The sequence below is a fragment of the Bacillus sp. SA1-12 genome (genome assembly GCF_000981385.1).
In the GTDB taxonomy this organism is placed as follows: Bacteria; Bacillota; Bacilli; order Bacillales; family Bacillaceae; genus Metabacillus.
Window position 1 is genome coordinate 34,809 of sequence record NZ_LATZ01000135.1, and the last position, 22,027, is coordinate 56,835.

A 22,027-nucleotide genomic window follows, 5' to 3' on the forward strand; every position below is an offset into this window, starting at 1 on the left:
GATTGGGAGGGGGATGAAATGTCAATAAAAATAGGGCTATTAGGAGGTACATTTGATCCGCCTCATTTTGGCCATTTATTAATTGCGAGTGAGGTATTACATTCGTTGCAATTAGATGAAATATGGTTTATACCCAATCAAATACCTCCCCATAAGCAAACAGAAGAATTTACTAATAGCAAGCACCGTGTTAATATGCTGAAATTGGCGCTTACTAAAAAAGATCAATTTAAGATTGATACAATTGAATTAGAACGAGAAGGACCTTCCTATACATATGATACGCTTTGTCTTTTACGTGAACAATATCCTGCTTATGCCTTTTATTTTATAGTTGGTGCAGATATGATCGAATATTTACCGCACTGGTATAAGATTGAAGAGGTAGTCAAGCTTGTGACATTTGTTGGAGTCAAACGGCCGGGCTACACAACGAGTACGAACTATCCGGTAAAAGAGGTTGAAATACCGCAATTTGATGTTTCCTCAACCATGCTGCGAGAACGGATAAAAGCTGGAGAAAATACTGCTTATCTTTTACCTGATGATGTGAAAAGATATATAGAGGAGAATCGTTTATATGGAACGTGAAGCTGCATTAAAGATTGTCGCAGAACAAATAACAGAACATCGCTACAATCATACAATAGGAGTTATGGAAACGGCTATTCAATTGTCCTATCAATACGGTGCAGATGTTAAAAAAGCAGAAACAGCAGCAATTTTTCATGATTATGCAAAATTTCGTCCAAAAGAGGAAATGAAACAAATCATCGTCGAACAGAAAATGCCAAAGCAATTATTAGAACATAATAGTGAGCTGTGGCATGCACCTGTAGGAGCTTTCCTTGTAGAAAAGGAAGTAGGAATCACTGACCTAGAAATATTGAGTGCAATAAAATATCATACAGCGGGCCGCCCTGACATGACGTTATTAGAAAAAATTATTTACGTTGCGGATTATATTGAACCAGGAAGGCATTTTCCTGGGGTGGACGAGGTAAGAGATCTGGCAAAAACAAATCTTGATCAAGCTTTACTTAAATCGTTGCAAAATACGATCATGTTTTTATTAAAAAAAAATCAAGCGATTTATCCTGATACAATTCAAACCTATAACTTTTTGGTGCTAAAAGGAGGAAGATCTAATTAATGAACGGAAGAGACATCTTAACAATAGTTGCAAAAGCAGCAGATAGTAAACGAGCTGAGGATATTATTGCTCTTAATATGAAGGGTATTTCCTTAATATCAGATTATTTTCTCATTTGTCATGGTAACTCAGACAAGCAAGTTCAGGCAATAGCAAGAGAGATAAAAGAAAAAGCTTTAGAAATGGAAATTCAGGTAACACGTCTTGAAGGTTTTGATGAAGCTCGCTGGGTATTAATTGACCTCGGAGATGTTGTTGTACATGTGTTCCATAAAGATGAAAGAAGTTATTACAATCTTGAACGCTTATGGGGAGACGCACCAGTAGAGGATTTAACAAGCGAGTTAAACCAATGATCTATCAAGGCTTTGCTTATATATATGACCAGCTAATGAAGGACGCTCCGTATGATGAGTGGATTACCTTTATTAACAAGGCCATTTCGGCTTACTATCCTGAGGCTAATAGGTTAATCGATGTAGGCTGTGGAACGGGTGAAATTGCAATCCGCTTGGCAAAACAACAGCTTAATATAACTGGTGTGGATTTAAGCGAGGATATGTTATCAGTCGCTCAGTCAAAGCTTGCTCAAAATAACGTTAATATTTTATTTCTGCAACAAGATATGAGGGACCTTGCAGGGTTCGAGGAAAAATTTGATGTCGTTACTATTTGCTGTGATTCGCTTAATTACCTAGAAACAGAGGATGATATCCAGGCAACATTCCGAGCCGTTAATCAATTGCTTGGACGCGGAGGATTACTACTATTTGATGTTCATTCATTATATAAAATCCATCATATTTTTGCCGGTGCAACATTTGCAGATCAAGACGAGGATATTAGCTTTATTTGGAGTTCATATGCTGCAGAAGAACCAAACAGTGTAGAACATGATATGACATTTTTTGTTAAGCGTAATGAAGGGTATGAGCGTTTTGATGAGGTGCATTATCAACGCACCTATCCAATTGAAACCTATACTTCCTGGCTTGAGGATGCCTCTTTTGAAATCATAAAGGTTTGCGGCGATTTTCATTTTGAAACCCCGCCAATCTCAACAAGTGAACGAATTTTTTTTGTTGCCAGAAAAAAGGACTGAATAACCAACAATTTTCAAAATGCAATTTAGAAAAAGAGTGTTTTTAATGTGTTTCTCGTCTGTTTATCACAACATACAGGTATTCTTACATTAAATGAATTTTATCTTTTGTAGAAGATAGGTGTGGAAAAAGCAGCCTGGAGTATCTCGGCTTGCTGAGGTGAACTTTTTTTAAGTTCACCTTTTTATTAATAGCTTAGCCTCCCTTTAAAGCTCCGAGGCTGTCTGCTAAAAACGGACATTTGGAGCAGCATCAAGAGACAGATTTACAAGATCAAAAAATAAAAAACAGACGGAAAACCGTCTGTAAATGAGAAATGTTTTATAAATTGGAAGAATGAATTTAAAAAAGTGCCTCATTTTGCAGGATCATCACTTATCTTTGTCGAACTATTTATGCGGGATTTTATTAAATTGAACAGATACCTCTTCAATATCTTCGTAATACTTCTCATGTGTAACATGGTATACCTTTTCAAACATATCGCCTATTTCTTCCTCAAGTACCTTGATACCCAGCCCTGTCACTCCGCCCTTCACACAAACCTTTTCTTGTAATGTCGGCAAGGTGTATAACTTTGTCTCAAGTAATTTTCCCATGCCAATAATCATTTCGCTTGCTAGCTGAACAGCTTGCTCCTTTGAAATGGTTGTTTCGGCAACAGCCCCATCTACAAACTTTTGCAGTAAATAGCTAAAAAAGGCTGGTCCGCAGCTTACAATATCTGAAGAAACCCTTGTAATATCATCATCAATTTGCACAGGAGTTGAAATTCGCTTGAACATTTTATCGATTTTTTTCCTTGTGACCTTATGGCACGAGTTTCCATAGGTAAGCAGAGATACTCCTGCAAAAGCACGATTTGTAATGCTTGGTATCGCTCTAACAGCCTGGCATTGAACAAGTGACTCCAGCTGTTCAACACTTATAGGGCTTGTAATGGACACGATGCATTGATTTGGTAATAAAACATGGTCAAGACTTTTTAAAAGGGGGTGTATGTCTAATGGTTTAACACAAATAAATAGGATTTCCGAGCGTTTCGCCACTTCTTCTGCTGAATCCATCAAATTTGTTTCAGGATAACAATTTTTTATGTCTTCAGCCTTAGACTTCGTTCGATTTGTCATATAAATGAATGAGGGTCTGATTGCACCCGATTCAATAAACGATTCAATTAAAATTCTTCCCATATTTCCTGTTCCAATAAAACCTACATTCAAAGTATATCCCCTCCTTAGAATGCATATCTCTCATACACAATATGTTATTAATCAAGTAATTATGAATAGGAAAAAGGAGTGCAGTTAATGAGTTATCTTCAAAGATATAAAAATTGGATAATAATGGTTTCTATTATATTCGGGATGACCGCATTTTATTATCTGTTTATAAAAGACTCATCCTCTGTCTTAGAATCGAATGAGCAAGTAGAGATAGATCCTCTTACTATAGCAGAGCAAGAAACAGTAAAATCAGATCCGCCTGAAAAGGTAGAAGAACCAACTGTCATAGTAGTGGATATAAAAGGAGCAATAAAGCTTCCGGGAGTTTATGAATTGCCCGCTGAAACGAGAGTGCATCATCTAATTGATAAAGCTGGTGGACTGACAGAGGAAGCTGAAGAGCTCGCGGTAAATCTTACCGCACCTTTGGAGGATGGAATGGTACTATATATCCCTAAAAAGGGAGAGGTAAAGGAAAATCAATTAACTGCACCTGCAGGTTCAAGCGATGTAAAAGATAAGGTTAATATCAATTTGGCAACAAGTGAAGAACTCCAAACATTGACAGGCATTGGACCGGCAAAGGCTGAAACTATTATTGCCTATCGTGAAGAAAATGGATCATTTACAGCACCAGAGGACCTCCTAAAGGTATCGGGCATTGGAGAAAAGTCATTTGAAAAGCTGAGAGAAGAGATTACTGTCAAGTAAGTGTATAATTTAGAAAATCCAAAAATAATAAATTGACGATTATTCAGTATTCTGGATACACTTAAGGTAGTAAATTGTCGAGTGGAGGAGTTTTTGTGAGCCGTATTTCGTGGGATCAATATTTTATGTCACAAAGCCATTTGTTGGCTTTAAGGAGTACTTGTACAAGATTAGCAGTAGGAGCGACTATCGTTCGAGATAAGCGAATTATTGCAGGGGGATATAATGGTTCAATAGCAGGTGGAGTTCATTGTTCTGATGAAGGCTGCTATGTAATTGATAATCATTGTGTGAGAACAATTCATGCTGAAATGAATGCCTTGCTTCAATGTGCAAAATTTGGTGTCCCGACTGATGGAGCTGAAATCTATGTGACACACTATCCGTGTCTTCAATGCTGTAAGGCACTTATTCAAGCCGGGATCAAGACAGTGTATTATGCTATTGACTATAAGAACCATCCTTATGCAATTGAGCTATTTAAGCAAGCAAATGTTAAGGTAGAGCAAGTCGTACTCGAAAAATCATTGTTGAATGACAAAGATGATGAAAAACGTGAATTTGTTACAAGCTTATTAGACAAGCTTGCAAAAACAGAAATGGAAGAAAGTGAACTGAAAGCACTCTACAAGAAAGTTGATTTACTATTTTCCTAAACATGCTTAGGAGGCTGACTTACAGCCTCCTGTCATTTTCTAAGGCAGGTGTTTATTTTTTTGAAAGGTAGGCTTTATTACTTAGCTGTTTCAGCTAGCTTGTCACTTATGATCTGTCGTTTTCAATTCCACCCTGCAGCAATCGCTGCTACAATTCTTTTCCTCTTTTTTCTTTACTATAGAAGACAGCATTTCCTTCTTTTTCTTTCATTTCTTACAGTCATTTTCTTCATTTTTGTCTTTTTTTTCACAGAAAACCAGAATAAAACCGGGTTATCAGAAGGTCCTTTTTCGGGAAAGGGGATTTTTTCTTCAATACCATATAGTGATGGAAATCAATTGAGAGGTTATTCTGAAACGAGTCATGGCGAGAAACTTGTCTTCACTTATACGATAAAATCCCTAAAAGAAAAACAGGCTCTTAACAGGATCAATCCTGGAATGGTATGCTCCTTTACCGCTGCTCTTCCTGCAAGTTATCCTTCCTTATTGTAACCCATATGGAAAAGTCGTCATAATAGATGTTGGACAAGGGGATTCGATATTTGTTCAGCTTCCTTTTAAGAAAGGGACCTTTTTGATAGACACTGGTGGAAGAATGACTTTTCCAAAAGAAAAATGGGAGGAAACAAGTGATCCATTCTCAATTGCCGAGGAGGTAACGATCCCTTATTTAAAATAAATTGGTATTACTAAGCTTGGTGCATTGTTTTTAACCCATGGCGATACCGATCATATCGGAGAGGCTTTACCTTTAATTGATGGACTAAAGATAGAAGAACTAATCATACCAGATGGCTTCGTAAGAGAAGAGATTGAACAAAAGGTCATTAAAGCAGCAGAAAGGAAAAAGATAGAAGTGAGAACTGTTCAGGCAGGGGACAAGATATCATTTCAAGATTTTTCTTTTTATGTTGTTGCACCAATCACCCTGACAAATAGTAAAAACGATGATTCATTAGTGTTATGGACAGAGTTGGGAGGATTAAAATGGCTTTTCACAGGTGATGCAGAAATGGGGAGTGAAGAGAGAATCATCAGTATGTTTCCATCATTACGTGCAGATGTCTTAAAAGTTGGACATCATGGCAGTAAAGGTTCATCATCGGAACCCTTCCTTGATTCCATCATGCCTTCGATCGCTCTAGTCTCAGCAGGCTATAAAAACCAATACCGGCATCCCCATTCAGAAGTAGTTGAAAAACTATCGAGTCGCGGGATTACATTGTTACGAACAGACTTGCATGGAGCAATTTTATATAATTTTAAAGGAAAGTCTGGAACCTTTTCCATACATCCTCCATACGATAAATTAAAAGAATAAAGAACAAAAGCGCAGAACAGCCTAGGGCAATTAAGACGATTTGGGGTATAAGGCATTCCTTTACCTTCAAAAGCAAATTGTCTAGACCCTGGCAGTCAGCAGCATATTCCAGTAGCGCTGACTGCAATAGCTCGTCCTTTTCTTCGGAGCTGGTAATGTAAGCTATCCATAATGTAAACCATAAATTCTAAGCAACGAAAAAGAGACTGCTTTTAGCAGCAGTCTCTATGTAAGTATTTACTGGTTTATTATGCGCTTACTAATTTAATAACAGTTGCAATAATGAAAATTACCGCGAAAAACCCAAATGAAGCAACGAATCCAACTCCTGAATCTACTGCATCATTACGCTTGCTTTGTACACTCTTTTCAAATTCGTTCACTGTTACCCCTCCTATATCATACTTAGTATAAGCGATTACCATAAAAAAATCTACATCATCATTCTATTGTTTTTTACAACCAAGGCTGTTATTCCCAGCTTTGCTAGAAATGACATCAAATAATCAGTCTGTCATTGGCTAAACTAAAAATCAAATCGCTGTATCGTTTCCAATTAGGTTCCTAGGTCCTAAAACGAAACGTTCATATAGATGCGAGGGAACTAAATGGCTATACCGTTTAGTTCCCTTTTACATTGCGTTAGCCTTTGCTTCAAAATAAGTATTCTCACTTGCCAAACCTCTTTTTTCATTTTACGATAATATGAAGTGAAATGAACGAATGGAGAACAATAAAAATGATTTTTGATGTATGGAAAGATATTAAAAAAGGAAAGCTACAACCGATTTATTTATTGATTGGAAAAGAAGCATTTCTTATGCAAGAAACTGTACAGTTAATCGTGAATGCAGCATTAATGGAAGAGGAAAAAGACTTCAATTTTTCCGTTTATGATATGGAGGAAACAGCAATCGACATTGCGATAGAAGATGCTGAAACGCTTCCGTTTATGGGGGAAAAGCGGGTTGTCATTGTGAAGAATCCAGTTTTTTTAACAAGTGAAAAGAAGAGGGAAAAGATAGAACAGCGAATAGACCAGCTTGAAAAATATTTACAAACACCAGCACCTTATACTGTTCTTGTTATACAAGCTCCATATGAAAAGCTTGATGAACGTAAAAAAATAACGAAGCAATTGAAAAAACAATCTCTTGTAATTGAGATGAAGCCTTTATCAGACCAAGAAACAATAAAATGGACCTTAGGTATAGCTGAGCAAGAAGGAGTTGATTTATCAGAAGAAGCATTAAATGAGCTCATGGTCTTAACGGCCGGAGATTTAATGATCATGCATCAAGAAATGAAAAAGCTTAGTACATATGTTGGGGAAGGTGGATCAATCACACCTGATATAGTAAAGCGTCTTGTCTCTAGATCTTTGGAACAAAATATTTTTGATTTGATCGATCATGTCATCCATAGAAGAAGTAAAGAGGCTTTACAGATTTTTTATGATTTGTTGAAAAATAATGAAGAACCACTTAAAATTCTGTCCTTATTGGTAAATCAATTCAGGCTGATTTTACAAGTGAAAGAACTGTCAAATACTGGTTACGGGCAGCAGCAAATATCTACAATTGTAAAAGTCCATCCCTTTCGGGTGAAATTAGCTCTGCAGCAAGCACGATTGTTTAAAGCAGAAGAATTAGCTCATATTTTAATGGAGCTGGCTGAGGCAGATTATGAAATGAAAACAGGGAGAAAGGATAAACAGCTAGTATTAGAGCTGTTTTTACTAAAATTGTTTAAAACAAATTAAATCTAAGGGCAAAATAAAAAACGATCCGATAAGGGATCGTTTTTTCATTACGCAGATAATCCGTTAACACTTTTCGCTAAACGAGATTTATAACGTGCAGCAGCGTTCTTGTGAACTAAACCGCTTTGTGCAGCTTTATCAATTCGTTTGTTAGCTTCTGTAAGTGCAGCTTTTGCATTTTCAGCATCATTGTTTAAAACGAAAGCATCTACTTTTTTAATAGCAGTACGCATTGCAGACTTAATTGTTGCGTTATGTGCGTTACGCTCATTGCTTGTTTTTACGCGTTTAATTGCAGATTTAATATTTGGCATATCTTTCACCTCCTAAGAAGTAAATCGAGATCTATTCAACTCGATATATCCTTTACATGAACAAAAGATATTCTATCAAACGGCTGAGATTATTGCAATACTAATGTAAAGGAAAATACATTGAAACCCCTAAAATCCTATAATTATTTTTTTATCCAACTTAAAAGACAGTAATACCCCACTTCAGCTACAAGTTAAGCGATTGAAAAAGTTCCAGATAACTGCCGTAAAGTTACGGCGAAGGACAGGACGTCCAAATCATACAAGACAAAAGGATGAGGAATCTTAAGCGTAATAAGTCTTAGGATAACAGCAGGGGAAAATGGCCGACAAACTTTGCTGACTATGCAAAGCCGCTGCTTGTATCATTTTGTCCTTCGAGAAACCCCACAAAAAAAGTCTTACCTTTTTTTATTTAATTTGACCCTTGTTTTTTAAACGCTCCCTTCTTTTTAACATCTTAAAGAATGTTTCAATCTAATAATGGCAAATATAGTGATAGGAACGATTTGGGAGGTATCTTAATGGAAAAGCCATTAGACTTAAGTCAATATTCCGTACGTACAGATTTAGCAGTTGAAGCAAGAGCGATGGCACTTGAACAAACTGGTATACAAACTGCTGTAGATTCTAGCAATATTGCTGGCGTTATTATCAAGGAATGGGAAGAAGAGGGGATTAATCTCTCATTTTTAGAAATTAAAGAAGAAGGATCGAAAGCAGTTGGCAAAAAACCGGGAAAGTATTTAACCATGCAAATGGATGGAATTCGTCAAAAAGATTCTGAACTGCAAGAAAAGGTTGTTGACGTTTTCGCAAAGCAATTCAGCCAATTCTTATCTGACTTGAACATTTCTAAGGATGCAAGCTGTTTAGTTGTAGGATTGGGCAATTGGAATGTAACACCAGATGCGTTGGGGCCACTAACGGTAGAAAATCTATTAATAACAAGACATCTATTTAAACTTCAACCAGAAAATGTAGAAGAGGGATTTCGTCCGGTTAGTGCAATTGCTCCTGGAGTCATGGGGTTAACAGGTATTGAAACAAGTGACATTATTTCGGGAGTGATTGAACAATCAAAGCCAGATTTTGTCATTGCAATTGATGCATTAGCTGCAAGATCGATTGAACGCGTAAATACAACTATCCAAATATCTGATACAGGAATCCATCCAGGCTCTGGTGTTGGGAATAAAAGAAAGGCACTCAGCCAAGAAACATTTGGTATTCCTGTAATAGCGATAGGCATTCCAACAGTAGTTGATGCTGTTTCGATTACAAGCGATACAATTGACTATATTTTAAAGCATTTTGGCAGAGAGATAAAAGAAGGGGAGAAACCTTCAAGGGCTCTTACACCTGCCGGAATGAATTTTGGCGAGAAACGGGTATTGACTGATGAAGACATGCCTGGTGAAGAACACCGTAAGCAATTTTTAGGCATTGTCGGCGGACTTGAAGATGAAGAAAAACGCAAACTCATTCACGAAGTTCTAGCGCCGCTTGGGCATAACTTAATGGTTACCCCAAAAGAAGTGGATATGTTTATTGATGATATGGCTAATGTGATTGCGAGCGGATTAAACACTGCCCTGCATCAACAAGTAGATCAAGGGAATTCGGGTGCTTATACTCACTAGTAAATAATCAAGTATCTCTCTTAACCTTTTTGGTAAAGTTCTACTTCCTTATACTTGTTCATACAAATTAGTAGACAAGTATAAGGAGGATTCAAATAAATGAAGCGAAATCACACCAACCGTAATATGATCGTTACTTTTGATGGGACAAGCATAAAAAAAGGGATCGTCATAAGCTTCATTATTCTATTAATGACATTTTTACTTTCGGGTGTATTAACGTCTCTTAAACCGGAATATCGATTGACTTCTTCATCAATCAATGATTTGACAAAAAATATTGATAGTGAAGCATTTTTGCAATTATTAGGAGCGGAGAATAGATTTTTTATATCTGCTCTGCCGCAGGAAGCCGAACCTATTAAGTTGTCATCGATTATGTTTAAAGTGTTGACTAGCATTAACCCGGATGACCCCAGAAGTTTGCTGGGGCGTGAGTTACCTGGTTTTTCGCTATATGATAGTGAAATTGTTGTTGCAGGTGATGGGACAAACTATACGAATATGCCTTATGAATCACCACCGCCAACAGAGGTATTAGAGCAGGAGCGGGAAGCATCAATTAGCAAAAATGATGTGGTGAATAACTCTGAAGAAGGGGATCCAAAAGACCCGCCAACTTTAACAACTGGTGATAAAAAAGTAGTTTATATTTACAATACCCATAATACGGAATCATATTTACCGCTATTAGACGGGGAAACGGATATGAATCGGGCATTCCATTCGAAAGCAAATATAACAATTGTCAGCGAACTCCTTGGAAAAGCGCTCCAAGGTGAAGGGATTGGCAGTCAAATAGAACAAGCCAGTGTCCAGGACAATCTTAAGCAAAAGGGCTGGAACTATTCAAAATCTTATTCTGCTTCACGTACACTTGTTGAAAGTGCGATGGCAAACAACCGAAATCTAAATTACATTATCGATATTCATCGTGATACACAAAGAAAAGGGGTAACCACGATAAATATCAATAATAAATCGTATGCAAAGGTTGCTTTTATCATTGGGGGAGAAAATCCTACTGCTGAGAAAAATGAAAAGCTTGCAACAGAATTTCATACACTATTGCAAAAAAAATATCCTGGTTTAAGCCGCGGAATCTTTGAACAAGGCGGAAAAGGCTTCAATGGTGTATACAATCAAGATTTATCAAATAATGCTATGTTAATTGAACTTGGCGGTGTCGACAATAATTTAACTGAACTTAAAAACACGGTTAATGCAATTGCTGATGTATTCAGTGAATACTATTGGCAAGCCGAAAAAGTAGATGGAACGACAGAAGCTCAAGAACAGTAATCTAATTGTGAGGGAAGCAAGATGATAAAATTCATGTTTAAATGTTTTGTTCTATGCTCCGTCTTGTTATTTGGGGTCCTTATTGGAATGCAGCAAGCAAACCAAGGAATGATAAAAATGAAAGGATATAATGATCCTGAACTGCAAAGTGCCTTTCAAATCAATAATGAACAAACAGGCGATATTGAAGCATCAATTCTTGGAAATAAAGTAACCAGTCAGGACCTGCAAGAAAAACAGGAACAGCTGGAAAAAATTGAAGCATTTAACTTCTTCTCTCAAATCGGAAAACAATTTGCAACTGCAGTAAGTAACGGTGTATCAGCTCTTATCGAAACCTTTGCTGAATGGATGAACAATTTATTAAAATAAATGCTGATAGATCCATGATCTTGCTCTATAAGTAGAGTGGGTGGATCTATCAGCATTTTTTATCAGGCTCTTTTTTAAGAGATTGTGTTTAAATAGGTTCTTTGACCATAAAAGGTTTGTTGGATGAGCAACTGTATAGGGAGAGGGAGATCTCACAGGAGTTGCGCTGAGGAGACTCACCTCCTGCCCCGCGGAAAGCAAGCATCTCTCTGCAATTAACCACTCCTCACTATTTGGTAAATAGCAACAAGCACCGCATAAACGGCCTTTTATTTTGTTAAGTGGGAAAATAACGATTGTACGTAGTCTTGGAGTCAAGTTCCAGAGCCTAGCCCTCGTAACAAAATCCATTCGGAATTGTAGGTGAAAAGCACCTTCTATCCTGGAACGTCTATACTTTTCCAAGCTGATAAAAACACTTCCGCTTTTATATTATTGAATGTTGAAATATCAATTGATATAATGAAGAATAGTGTACTTGTAAGCTATGTAGGAGTGAAAACATAATATGAATAGAGAAGAAAAGTTAAAAAGACAGTCGAGAATCAGGAACTTCTCGATTATTGCACATATTGATCACGGAAAATCAACGTTAGCAGACAGGATTTTAGAAAAGACGTCTGCACTAACACAGCGTGAAATGAAAGATCAGTTATTAGATTCAATGGATTTAGAAAGGGAACGTGGGATTACCATTAAGCTCAATGCCGTTCAATTAAAATATAAAGCAAAAGACGGGGAAGAATACACGTTTCATTTAATTGATACTCCTGGGCATGTCGACTTTACCTATGAAGTTTCCCGAAGCCTTGCAGCTTGTGAAGGGGCTGTGTTAGTCGTTGATGCTGCTCAAGGGATTGAAGCGCAAACACTAGCAAACGTCTATTTAGCACTTGATAATGATTTGGAAATTTTACCTGTTATTAATAAAATTGATTTGCCAAGTGCTGATCCTGAGCGGGTTCGAAATGAAATCGAAGAAGTAATCGGCCTGGATGCTTCTGAAGCCGTTTTAGCTTCCGCTAAAGCAGGGATCGGGATAGAAGAAATCCTTGAACAAGTTGTTGAAAAAGTACCTGCTCCTGAAGGTGATCCGGAAGGTCCATTAAAAGCTCTAATATTTGACTCCTTATATGATGCTTACCGCGGTGTTGTTGCATATATCCGTGTTACGGAAGGAACGGTTAAGGTCGGTCAAAAAATTAAGATGATGGCAACGGGAAAAGAATTTGAAGTAACAGAAGTAGGAGTATTCAATCCTAAGCCCGTTCAACTAAAGGAATTAAATGTGGGGGATGTTGGCTTCCTTACAGCTTCTATTAAAAACGTAGGAGATACTCGTGTTGGTGATACGATTACAGATGCGAAAAACGGTGCAACAGAACCTCTCCCAGGTTACCGTAAATTAAATCCAATGGTCTTCTGCGGTCTTTATCCGATCGATACGGCCAAATATAATGATTTACGAGAAGCATTGGAGAAGCTTGAGTTAAATGATTCATCCTTGCAATTCGAACCTGAAACCTCACAAGCTTTAGGTTTTGGCTTCCGTTGCGGATTTTTAGGATTACTGCATATGGAAATCATTCAGGAGCGTATTGAGCGAGAGTTTAAAATTGATCTCATTACAACGGCCCCTAGCGTAATTTATGATGTGTATTTAACAGATGGAGAATCACTAAAAGTAGATAATCCTTCAAATATGCCTGATCCGCAAAAGATTGATCATATAGAAGAGCCATATGTAAAAGCAGCCATCATGGTACCAAATGATTATGTAGGTGCTGTCATGGAGCTCTGCCAGAAAAAACGCGGTATTTTCATTGATATGCAATACTTGGATGAAACGAGAGTAAGCATCAATTATGAAATCCCATTATCTGAAATTGTTTATGATTTCTTTGATCAACTAAAGTCGAATACAAAAGGCTATGCTTCCTTTGATTATGAATTAATTGGTTATAAAACATCGACATTAGTAAAAATGGATATCTTATTAAATGCCGAGAAAATAGATGCTCTATCCTTTATTGTACATCGCGATTCTGCTTATGATCGCGGTAAGGTGATTGTTGAAAAATTAAAGGAACTGATCCCTCGCCAACAGTTCGAAGTGCCGATTCAAGCGGCAATTGGTCAAAAAATCATTGCGAGATCGACCATTAAAGCAATGCGGAAAAATGTTCTAGCGAAATGTTATGGCGGAGATATCTCCCGTAAACGTAAGCTGTTGGAAAAACAAAAAGAAGGTAAGAAAAGAATGAAGCAGGTTGGCTCTGTAGAAGTGCCGCAGGAAGCATTCATGGCTGTATTGCGTATGGATGAAAGCTGATTTTTTTTCCCCTTTCCACTAGCATGGTATACTGAAGGTGCCATTTATTAAACAATTTTTAAACAATGCCGCAGCTATGCTGCGGCTTCTTAATTAGAAGGTGAATTCATGATTCAATCAGCATACATTCATATCCCATTTTGCCATCATATTTGTCATTATTGCGATTTTAATAAAGTCTTTTTTAAACAGCAGCCGGTTGACGAATATATTGAAATGCTTATAAAAGAAATGCATCATGCTGCCCAAAAAAACGAACACCAATTAAAAACAATCTTTATTGGCGGAGGGACACCCACTGCCTTATCCGCTAGTCAGCTTAATCGATTAATGGAAGGAATCAGGCTAGAGCTATTACCGGTAAATGAACTTGTTGAGTTTGCTATTGAAGCAAATCCGGGGGAGCTGACATCAGAAAAGCTGGAAGTATTAAAAAACGCTGGTGTAAATCGCTTAAGCATTGGCGTGCAAAGTTTTAATGATGAGCTTTTGCATCGGATTGGCCGCGTCCACCGAAAAGTAGATGTATTCCGAACAATCGAGCAGGCGCAGAAAATCGGCTTTGATAATATCAGTATTGACCTTATGTACGGATTGCCAGGTCAAACGGTAGATGACTTTCAAGAATCTTTAGAAACGGCATTTACTTTAAATGTAAATCATTTTTCAGCCTATTCATTAATTGTTGAACCAAAAACTGTGTTTTATAATTTAATGCAAAAAGGCAAATTAACACTCCCGCCTCAAGATGAAGAAGCGCAAATGTATGAGCTGGCGATGGAGGAAATGGAAAAACACGGATTCCATCAATATGAGATAAGTAATTATGCAAAACCAGGCAATGAAAGTAAACATAATCTCACTTATTGGAATAACGATTATTATTTTGGCTTTGGAGCAGGAGCTCATGGGTATATTAATGGTGTACGGACATCCAATACTGGTCCAATAAAAAAATATATCGAGCAAATTAAGCAAAAAAGCGAAGCGTTTCAAAGTGAAATTGCCGTTAGCAAGGAAGAAGCGATGGAAGAAGAAATGTTCCTCGGTCTCCGAAAAATAGAAGGGGTAAGCAAAGCAACGTTCCTTAAAAAGTTTGGTGTTCAAGTCGATCACATATTTTCCAGCCAAATAGACAAGCTTGCAGACCTTGATTTAATCATATGCGATGAAAAAGGGATAAGATTAACCCATAAAGGGAAACTTCTTGGCAATGAGGTGTTTCAGGAATTTATCGGTCTTTCCTAATTTATACAGAAAGAAGCGTGAATTTCCTAAATTTAAGTGTGATTTATCAATTGACAATTTATTTTGGTTTTGATAACTTTTTATATATATTTAGCACTCGCAATCTTAGAGTGCTAACAGAGGTGATAATAGTTGCTTACAGATCGCCAATTGTTGATTCTACAAGTAATTATTGATGATTTTATTCATTCTGCTCAGCCTGTTGGTTCGAGAACATTAGCGAAAAAAAGTGACATTACGTTTAGTTCAGCCACGATTAGAAATGATATGGCTGACTTAGAGGACCTAGGATTTATTGAGAAAACACACAGTTCATCAGGGCGTGTCCCATCTGAAAAGGGATATCGTTATTATGTAGACCATCTTCTGTCTCCACAGCGTTTAACGAAGACAGAAGTAGGTCAAATAAAATCTATTTACGCAGAAAAGATCTTTGAATTAGAAAAGGTTGTTCAAAAATCTGCGCAAATTTTATCTGAATTAACAAATTACACATCAATTGTTCTTGGTCCGAAAGTGACTGAAAACCGCTTAAAGAGAATTCAAATTGTGCCGATTAATAAGGATGCAGCTGTTGCGATTATTGTGACTAACACTGGTCATGTCGAAAATCGAACCATTACGTTCCCGGAATCTATTGATCCAAGCGATATTGAGAAAATGGTGAATATCCTGAACGAGAGACTTGCTGGTGTACCGATAGTGGAACTGCAGGATAGCATTTTCAAGGAAGTTGCGATGGTTCTTAAGGATCATATTCAAAATTATGATATGCTGTTGAAGGTAATGTCTGGAACGTTAAAGCTAAATGAAAATGAAAAGATTTACTTCGGCGGGAAAACAAATATGCTAAGCCAACCAGAGTTCGCTGATGTGGGAAGAATTAAATCGTTGCTTACAATGATTGAGCAAGAAAAAGAATTATATGGGTTATTACAAACTAACCATTCAGGAATTACTATTAAAATTGGTAAAGAAAATGATAATATAGCAATGGAAAATTGCAGCTTAATTACGGCAACCTATTCATTAGGCGAAAAACAGTTAGGGACAATTGCTGTTTTAGGACCTACTAGAATGGAGTACTCACGTGTTGTTAGTCTAGTAAACAGAATGACCCGTGATTTATCCAAAACTCTTACTAATTTGTATTATGGTTCCTAAGCTTGGTTATATTGGAAATGGGATGGAATAAGATATATTCCATCCGATTCCCATGTTTTTAACTACTGACATTTATCAATATTGATACCTTTATAACATTCCTTTTAAGGAGGTGAAACAGTGTGTCAAACGAAAAAAACGTTGCTGAACAAGAGGAAACAGTAGATACTGTACAAAATGAAAATGCTGATGCAGATGTTGAGGTTGTTAATGCTGACGAAGTCATCGTTGAAGATGGATCTGAAGCAAGTGATGTATCTGAGCAAAAACTAGCAGAGCTTCAAGCAAAGCTTGACGAAACAGAAAACAAATTGCTTCGTTCTCAAGCAGACTTTGATAACTACAGAAGACGCAGCCGCTTAGATTTGGAGGCAGCTCAAAAATATCGTGCACAAAGCTTAGTATCTGAAATTATACCTGCTCTTGATAATTTTGAAAGAGCGTTACAAATAGAAGCAGATAATGATCAAACAAAATCATTGCTACAAGGTATGAACATGGTTTATAACCAATTAGTCCAAGCGTTAAAAAATGAAGGCGTTGAAGCAATCAAAGCAGTTGGTGAACAATTCGATCCACATATTCATCAGGCGGTTATGCAGGTGGAGGATGAAAATTATGAATCCAATACTGTTGTTGAAGAGCTGCAAAAGGGCTATAAATTGAAGGATCGAGTTATTCGACCTGCAATGGTAAAAGTAAATCAATAACATTCATTCTTACATATTAGGAGGTTCTAATTAATGAGTAAAATTATCGGTATCGACTTAGGTACAACAAACTCATGTGTCGCAGTTTTAGAAGGCGGAGAACCAAAAGTGATCCCAAATCCAGAAGGTAACCGTACAACTCCTTCTGTTGTTGCTTTCAAAAACGGTGAACGACAAGTTGGTGAAGTTGCAAAGCGTCAAGCAATCACAAACCCAAATACAATCATTTCAATTAAACGCCATATGGGTACTGACTATAAGGTTGAAGCTGAAGGCAAAAACTATACACCGCAGGAGATTTCTGCGATAATCCTTCAACACTTAAAATCTTATGCAGAAGAATATTTAGGCGAACCTGTTACAAAAGCAGTTATTACTGTACCAGCATACTTCAATGATGCTGAACGTCAAGCTACAAAGGATGCTGGTAAGATTGCCGGTCTAGAAGTAGAGCGTATCATAAATGAGCCTACTGCTGCTGCATTAGCATATGGTTTAGACAAAACGGATGAAGATCAAACGATCCTTGTTTATGACTTAGGCGGCGGTACATTTGACGTATCTGTTCTTGAGCTTGGTGACGGTGTATTCGAAGTTCGCTCAACTGCCGGTGACAACCGTCTAGGCGGAGACGACTTCGACCAAGTAATCATTGACTATTTAGTTGCAGAATTCAAAAAAGATAACGGCATTGACCTGTCCAAAGATAAAATGGCGTTACAACGCTTAAAAGATGCTGCTGAAAAGGCGAAAAAAGATCTTTCAGGTGTAACATCAACACAAATTTCATTACCATTTATCACTGCTGGAGAAGCTGGTCCGCTTCACTTAGAAGTTAGCTTAACACGTGCTAAATTTGATGAGCTATCAGCTGATTTAGTGGAAAGAACAATGGGACCTGTTCGCCAAGCATTAAGCGATGCCGGCCTTTCTGCAAGTGAGATCGATAAAGTAATCCTTGTTGGCGGTTCAACTCGTATTCCTGCCGTACAAGAAGCAATTAAAAAAGCCCTTGGCAAAGAACCTCATAAAGGCGTAAACCCTGACGAGGTTGTTGCACTTGGTGCGTCCATCCAAGGTGGCGTTATCACTGGAGATGTTAAGGACGTTGTTCTTCTTGACGTAACTCCGCTTTCATTAGGTATCGAAACAATGGGCGGTGTATTTACGAAGCTTATTGATCGTAATACAACGATTCCAACAAGTAAGTCACAAGTGTTCTCAACTGCAGCTGATAATCAAACAGCAGTAGATATTCACGTGCTGCAAGGTGAACGTCCGATGGCGGCTGACAATAAAACATTAGGTCGTTTCCAATTAACAGACATTCCGCCAGCACCGCGCGGCGTTCCGCAAATTGAAGTATCTTTTGACATCGACAAAAACGGTATCGTAAATGTTCGAGCAAAAGATCTTGGTACAAATAAAGAGCAAACTATTACTATTAAATCTTCTACAGGTTTATCAGATGAAGAGATCGATCGCATGGTAAGAGAAGCGGAAGAAAATGCGGATGCTGATAAAAAACGTAAAGAAGAAGTTGAGCTTCGCAATGAAGCAGATCAATTAGTGTTTACAACTGAAAAAACATTAAAAGATCTAGAAGGTAAAGTTGATGAGGCAGAAGTAGCGAAAGCAAACGAAGCAAAAGACGCTTTAAAAGCAGCGATTGAGAAAAATGATTTAGAAGAAATCAAAGCGAAAAAAGACGCGCTTCAAAACATCGTTCAAGAGCTTTCTGTAAAACTTTATGAAGAGGCAGCAAAGCAAGCTCAAGCTCAGCAAGGCGGAGAAGCAGCAAGTGGTAAAGCAGATGACGTTGTAGATGCTGAATTTGAAGAAGTTAAAGACGACGATAAATAATACCCCTTTGGTGAAAAGTCAAAGTCAGGCTTGTCTTGACTTTGGCTTTTTTTGGGGTAAAAGGCTTATTATAAACCTTCTGCTTTAACCGAACAATCATTCATCATGACAGCAAGAGCATACGACGAGGCAACAAACTGGAGAACTATTTGTTGCTTTTCCTCTCTTTTGAGTGATACAATTTACCTTATGTGAGAAAATCGGGAGTGAGAAATTATGAGCAAGCGTGATTACTATGAAGTACTTGGGTTAGGTAAGAACGCGACTAAAGATGATATTAAAAAAGCTTATCGAAAGCTTTCTAAGCAATACCATCCTGATATTAATAAAGAAGCAGACGCAGCAGATAAATTTAAAGAAATCAAAGAAGCCTATGAAACCTTAAGTGATGATCAAAAGAAAGCACACTATGATCAGTTTGGTCATACAGATCCAAATCAAGGTTTTGGCGGCGGTGCTGGCTTCGGCGGAGATGGTTTTGGCTTTGAGGACATTTTTAGTTCAATCTTTGGCGGCGGAACAAGAAGACGTGATCCAAATGCACCAAGACAGGGTGCTGACCTGCAATACACAATGACATTAGAATTTGAAGAAGCTGTGTTCGGGAAAGAAACAACAATTGAGATCCCAAGAGATGAAACATGTGAAACATGTAATGGTTCAGGTGCACAAAAAGGGACAAAGCCCGAAACTTGTTCACATTGTGGCGGCAGCGGTCAATTAAATGTGGAGCAAAATACTCCATTTGGCAGAATCGTAAACCGTCGTGTTTGCCATCATTGTGAAGGAACAGGTAAGATCATTAAACATAAATGCGGAACATGCCGCGGAACTGGTACAGTGAAGAAACGCAAAAAGATTCAAGTGAAAATTCCTGCCGGTGTTGATGATGGTCAGCAATTGCGTGTGTCAGGGCAGGGTGAACCAGGAGTTAATGGAGGACCTCCTGGCGATTTATATGTCGTTTTCCATGTAAGAGATCATGAGTTCTTTGAAAGAGATGGCGATGACATCTATTGTGAAATGCCGTTAACTTTTGCTCAAGCAGCATTAGGAGACGAGATAGAGGTTCCAACGCTTCATGGCAAAATAAAGCTAAAGGTTCCAGCAGGGACACAAACAGGTAAAAAATTCCGCTTGACTGGAAAAGGGGTTCCAAATGTTAGAGGTTATGGCCAAGGTGACCAATATGTCATCTTACGTGTATTAACCCCAACAAACTTAACTGAAAAACAAAAGGAATTAATACGTGAATTCGCGGAAATTAGCGGCTCAAAGCCCGATGAACATGAAGAAAGCTTTTTTGATAAGGTAAAGCGAGCGTTCAAAGGGGATTAAGATAGAAATATTAAGGAAAGAACAATGTTAGAAGGATTGGAGTTGGTAGATATGAAGTGGTCAGAATTTAGTATTCATACAACACAAGAAGCGGTTGAACCCATTTCAAATATCCTGCATGAGGCTGGAGCAAGTGGAGTAGTTATTGAGGATATTGCTGATTTTGTTAAGGAAAGAAGTACAGCTTTAGGAGAAATCTACCAACTTGATCCGACAGATTACCCTGAAGAAGGGGTTGTTGTAAAAGCGTATTTACCAATTAATAGCTTTCTCGGTGAAACAGTTGACGGAATAAAAGCTGCCATCAACAATTTGCTTGTATATGATATTGATCTCGGGAAAAATCAGATCACGATTAGTGAAGTAAATGAAGAAGAATGGGCAACAGCTTGGAAAAAATATTATCATCCAGTGAAAATCTCTGAAAAGTTTACAATTGTTCCAACATGGGAGATCTATGAGCCTGTCAGTTCAGATGAATTAATTATTGAGCTTGATCCAGGCATGGCATTCGGAACTGGTACACATCCAACAACTGTACTTTGTATACAGGCTTTAGAACGTACTGTTCAAAAAGGTGATCGGGTGGTCGATGTGGGAACAGGATCTGGTGTGCTGTCGATTGCTGCTGCATTGCTTGGGGCTGAGAAAATTAATGCTCTTGATCTAGATCAAGTTGCAGTAGAAAGTGCACGGATCAACTGTAAGCTAAACAAAGTACAAAATGTTGTTTCTGTTTCGCAAAACAATCTTTTAGATGGAGTTAACGGTCCAGCGGATCTTATTGTATCAAATATACTGGCAGAAATTATTGTTCGTTTTATTGATAATGCCTATGATGTCTTAAAACAAGGCGGGACATTCATTACATCTGGTATTATTCAAAATAAAAAGCAAGAAGTGAAAGATGCACTTCAAAAAGCTGGTTTTATTATTGAAGAAACAATGGTTATGGAAGATTGGGTTGCGTTTATTGCTAAGAAGCGAAGCGATGAGGGGGTAAAAGCCCTGGATTCACAAAGTGTTAAACAAAATTAGGGGTGGCTGCTATGCAACGTTACTTTATAAAAGAAGTAAAAGCTAATCTTAAAACAGCAATCATTATTACCGGTGATGATGTCCATCATATTTCCCGTGTCTTACGGATGCAAGAAGGTAATCGGCTTGTTTGCTGTACAAAGGACGGATTTGAGGCACTTTGTGAAATTGCTGAAATTACCAATGACCAAGTAAACTGTTTTATAATAGAATGGATGACGGTAAACCATGAGCTTCCAATAGAAGTAGCCATTGCGAGCGGGCTGCCTAAAGGGGATAAACTCGAATGGATTATTCAAAAGGGCACCGAATTAGGTGCTTCTTCCTTTATCCCTTTTAATGCTGCTCGTTCAATCGTTAAACTCGAACCAAAGAAGGTCGGAAAGAAGTTAGATCGCTGGAGAAAAATTGCAAAAGAAGCCGCTGAGCAATCATATCGAAATAAAATTCCATCTGTTTTTGAGCCTTGTCTGTTCGTTGATTTATTAAAACAGGCTGCTGATTACGATGTTAAGATTATTGCATATGAGGAATCGGCTAAGCAAGGTGAGAAAAAGAACCTCGCAAAGGCTTTCGCAGAATTAACGGATGGCGGGTCGTTATTTGTCGTGTTTGGCCCTGAAGGTGGATTAACGGAGCAAGAAGTGGCAAAGCTCGAAGAAGAAGGTTTTCTTACTTGCAGCTTTGGTCCAAGAATTTTAAGAACTGAAACAGCACCCTTATATTTATTATCAGCTGTTTCGTATTATTTCGAATTATCGAGGTGAT

The 22,027-nt window shown here is 37.8% G+C and carries 23 protein-coding genes; 20 read left to right on the plus strand and 3 right to left on the minus strand.

All coding sequences use genetic code 11. From position 1 onward, the window contains the following. The first annotated feature begins 18 nt into the window (after nt 1-18). The 4 genes from WQ54_RS30540 to WQ54_RS30555 are packed head-to-tail and all read left to right on the plus strand — an operon-like array spanning nt 19 to nt 2,255. Nucleotides 19-591, plus strand: coding sequence for a nicotinate-nucleotide adenylyltransferase (locus tag WQ54_RS30540; protein ID WP_046590585.1), 573 nt, complete (start codon nt 19-21; stop codon nt 589-591). Continuing rightward, nucleotides 581-1,153, plus strand: a complete 573-nt coding sequence (gene yqeK, locus WQ54_RS30545) for a bis(5'-nucleosyl)-tetraphosphatase (symmetrical) YqeK (RefSeq protein WP_046590586.1) — start codon at nt 581-583, stop codon at nt 1,151-1,153. Before WQ54_RS30540 ends, yqeK begins: the two co-directional genes overlap by 11 nt. Next, a complete protein-coding gene (rsfS, locus tag WQ54_RS30550) occupies nt 1,153-1,509 on the plus strand; it encodes a ribosome silencing factor (RefSeq protein ID WP_046590588.1) in 357 nt (118 codons plus the stop codon). Before yqeK ends, rsfS begins: the two co-directional genes overlap by 1 nt. Then, nucleotides 1,506-2,255, plus strand: coding sequence for a class I SAM-dependent methyltransferase (locus tag WQ54_RS30555; RefSeq protein WP_046590590.1), 750 nt, complete (start codon nt 1,506-1,508; stop codon nt 2,253-2,255). Before rsfS ends, WQ54_RS30555 begins: the two co-directional genes overlap by 4 nt. Before the next feature lie 390 nt (nt 2,256-2,645). Here WQ54_RS30555 and comER read toward each other — a convergent pair whose 3' ends face one another. Further along, nucleotides 2,646-3,479, minus strand: a complete 834-nt coding sequence (gene comER, locus WQ54_RS30560; protein WP_046590592.1) for a late competence protein ComER — start codon at nt 3,477-3,479, stop codon at nt 2,646-2,648. An 87-nt stretch (nt 3,480-3,566) separates the two neighbouring features. On the opposite strand from comER, the gene WQ54_RS30565 reads away from it, so the two are divergent. The 4 genes from WQ54_RS30565 to WQ54_RS30580 all read left to right on the plus strand — a co-directional run bounded on the left by WQ54_RS30565 (nt 3,567) and on the right by WQ54_RS30580 (nt 6,173). Beyond that, a complete protein-coding gene (locus tag WQ54_RS30565) occupies nt 3,567-4,193 on the plus strand; it encodes a helix-hairpin-helix domain-containing protein (protein WP_046590594.1) in 627 nt (208 codons plus the stop codon). A 95-nt stretch (nt 4,194-4,288) separates the two neighbouring features. Next, a complete protein-coding gene (locus WQ54_RS30570; RefSeq protein ID WP_046590596.1) occupies nt 4,289-4,849 on the plus strand; it encodes a ComE operon protein 2 in 561 nt (186 codons plus the stop codon). A 60-nt stretch (nt 4,850-4,909) separates the two neighbouring features. Next, nucleotides 4,910-5,344 carry a hypothetical protein gene (locus WQ54_RS30575; RefSeq protein ID WP_156178274.1) on the plus strand — a complete coding sequence of 145 codons (435 nt, stop codon included), beginning with the start codon at nt 4,910-4,912 and terminating at the stop codon, nt 5,342-5,344. A gap of 211 nt (nt 5,345-5,555) precedes the next feature. Next, complete coding sequence (locus WQ54_RS30580) at nt 5,556-6,173, plus strand: ComEC/Rec2 family competence protein (protein WP_052738051.1); 618 nt, start codon at nt 5,556-5,558, stop codon at nt 6,171-6,173. Between the two features lie 248 nt (nt 6,174-6,421). Here WQ54_RS30580 and WQ54_RS33215 read toward each other — a convergent pair whose 3' ends face one another. Continuing rightward, on the minus strand, nt 6,422-6,556 hold the full coding sequence (locus tag WQ54_RS33215; protein WP_046590599.1) for a YqzM family protein: 135 nt from the start codon (nt 6,554-6,556) through the stop codon (nt 6,422-6,424). 356 nt (nt 6,557-6,912) lie between these two features. Here WQ54_RS33215 and holA point away from each other — a divergent pair, with 356 nt between their 5' ends. Continuing rightward, nucleotides 6,913-7,935 (plus strand): DNA polymerase III subunit delta, encoded by a 1,023-nt coding sequence (holA, locus tag WQ54_RS30590; RefSeq protein ID WP_046590600.1) that lies wholly within the window; start codon nt 6,913-6,915, stop codon nt 7,933-7,935. Between the two features lie 47 nt (nt 7,936-7,982). On the opposite strand, the gene rpsT is transcribed toward holA, so the two are convergent. Next, nucleotides 7,983-8,249, minus strand: coding sequence for a 30S ribosomal protein S20 (gene rpsT, locus WQ54_RS30595; protein ID WP_046590603.1), 267 nt, complete (start codon nt 8,247-8,249; stop codon nt 7,983-7,985). A gap of 524 nt (nt 8,250-8,773) precedes the next feature. On the opposite strand from rpsT, the gene gpr reads away from it, so the two are divergent. The 11 genes from gpr to WQ54_RS30650 all read left to right on the plus strand — a co-directional run bounded on the left by gpr (nt 8,774) and on the right by WQ54_RS30650 (nt 22,026). Continuing rightward, on the plus strand, nt 8,774-9,892 hold the full coding sequence (gene gpr / locus WQ54_RS30600) for a GPR endopeptidase (RefSeq protein ID WP_046590605.1): 1,119 nt from the start codon (nt 8,774-8,776) through the stop codon (nt 9,890-9,892). A gap of 99 nt (nt 9,893-9,991) precedes the next feature. Beyond that, a complete protein-coding gene (gene spoIIP, locus WQ54_RS30605) occupies nt 9,992-11,194 on the plus strand; it encodes a stage II sporulation protein P (protein WP_046590607.1) in 1,203 nt (400 codons plus the stop codon). A gap of 33 nt (nt 11,195-11,227) precedes the next feature. Continuing rightward, nucleotides 11,228-11,566, plus strand: coding sequence for a YqxA family protein (locus WQ54_RS30610; RefSeq protein ID WP_331435295.1), 339 nt, complete (start codon nt 11,228-11,230; stop codon nt 11,564-11,566). 508 nt (nt 11,567-12,074) lie between these two features. After that, complete coding sequence (lepA, locus tag WQ54_RS30615; protein ID WP_046590611.1) at nt 12,075-13,898, plus strand: translation elongation factor 4; 1,824 nt, start codon at nt 12,075-12,077, stop codon at nt 13,896-13,898. A gap of 111 nt (nt 13,899-14,009) precedes the next feature. Next, complete coding sequence (hemW, locus tag WQ54_RS30620; protein ID WP_046590774.1) at nt 14,010-15,146, plus strand: radical SAM family heme chaperone HemW; 1,137 nt, start codon at nt 14,010-14,012, stop codon at nt 15,144-15,146. 132 nt (nt 15,147-15,278) lie between these two features. Continuing rightward, the gene (gene hrcA, locus WQ54_RS30625; protein ID WP_046590613.1) at nt 15,279-16,310 is read left to right on the plus strand and encodes a heat-inducible transcriptional repressor HrcA; all 1,032 of its coding nucleotides are present in this window, start codon (nt 15,279-15,281) and stop codon (nt 16,308-16,310) included. A gap of 122 nt (nt 16,311-16,432) precedes the next feature. Further along, nucleotides 16,433-17,020, plus strand: coding sequence for a nucleotide exchange factor GrpE (gene grpE / locus WQ54_RS30630; RefSeq protein WP_046590615.1), 588 nt, complete (start codon nt 16,433-16,435; stop codon nt 17,018-17,020). A 33-nt stretch (nt 17,021-17,053) separates the two neighbouring features. After that, a complete protein-coding gene (dnaK, locus tag WQ54_RS30635; RefSeq protein ID WP_046590617.1) occupies nt 17,054-18,883 on the plus strand; it encodes a molecular chaperone DnaK in 1,830 nt (609 codons plus the stop codon). A 216-nt stretch (nt 18,884-19,099) separates the two neighbouring features. Continuing rightward, entirely contained in the window at nt 19,100-20,221 is a 1,122-nt protein-coding gene (gene dnaJ / locus WQ54_RS30640; RefSeq protein ID WP_046590619.1) for a molecular chaperone DnaJ, read from the plus strand. A 51-nt stretch (nt 20,222-20,272) separates the two neighbouring features. Continuing rightward, complete coding sequence (gene prmA, locus WQ54_RS30645; protein WP_046590776.1) at nt 20,273-21,259, plus strand: 50S ribosomal protein L11 methyltransferase; 987 nt, start codon at nt 20,273-20,275, stop codon at nt 21,257-21,259. A gap of 11 nt (nt 21,260-21,270) precedes the next feature. Then, a complete protein-coding gene (locus tag WQ54_RS30650) occupies nt 21,271-22,026 on the plus strand; it encodes a 16S rRNA (uracil(1498)-N(3))-methyltransferase (protein WP_046590620.1) in 756 nt (251 codons plus the stop codon). Nucleotide 22,027 lies beyond the last annotated feature (1 nt).

Coding starts and splice junctions, on each gene's coding strand:
- rpsT (WP_046590603.1), bottom strand. CDS start 8,249: ATGCCAAATATTAAATCTGCAATTAAACGCGTAAAAACAAGCAATGAG.
- lepA (WP_046590611.1), top strand. CDS start 12,075: ATGAATAGAGAAGAAAAGTTAAAAAGACAGTCGAGAATCAGGAACTTC.
- WQ54_RS30565 (WP_046590594.1), top strand. CDS start 3,567: ATGAGTTATCTTCAAAGATATAAAAATTGGATAATAATGGTTTCTATT.
- rsfS (WP_046590588.1), top strand. CDS start 1,153: ATGAACGGAAGAGACATCTTAACAATAGTTGCAAAAGCAGCAGATAGT.
- WQ54_RS30650 (WP_046590620.1), top strand. CDS start 21,271: ATGCAACGTTACTTTATAAAAGAAGTAAAAGCTAATCTTAAAACAGCA.
- WQ54_RS30610 (WP_331435295.1), top strand. CDS start 11,228: ATGTTTAAATGTTTTGTTCTATGCTCCGTCTTGTTATTTGGGGTCCTT.
- holA (WP_046590600.1), top strand. CDS start 6,913: ATGATTTTTGATGTATGGAAAGATATTAAAAAAGGAAAGCTACAACCG.
- yqeK (WP_046590586.1), top strand. CDS start 581: ATGGAACGTGAAGCTGCATTAAAGATTGTCGCAGAACAAATAACAGAA.
- prmA (WP_046590776.1), top strand. CDS start 20,273: ATGAAGTGGTCAGAATTTAGTATTCATACAACACAAGAAGCGGTTGAA.
- dnaK (WP_046590617.1), top strand. CDS start 17,054: ATGAGTAAAATTATCGGTATCGACTTAGGTACAACAAACTCATGTGTC.
- spoIIP (WP_046590607.1), top strand. CDS start 9,992: ATGAAGCGAAATCACACCAACCGTAATATGATCGTTACTTTTGATGGG.
- dnaJ (WP_046590619.1), top strand. CDS start 19,100: ATGAGCAAGCGTGATTACTATGAAGTACTTGGGTTAGGTAAGAACGCG.
- WQ54_RS30540 (WP_046590585.1), top strand. CDS start 19: ATGTCAATAAAAATAGGGCTATTAGGAGGTACATTTGATCCGCCTCAT.
- WQ54_RS30555 (WP_046590590.1), top strand. CDS start 1,506: ATGATCTATCAAGGCTTTGCTTATATATATGACCAGCTAATGAAGGAC.
- gpr (WP_046590605.1), top strand. CDS start 8,774: ATGGAAAAGCCATTAGACTTAAGTCAATATTCCGTACGTACAGATTTA.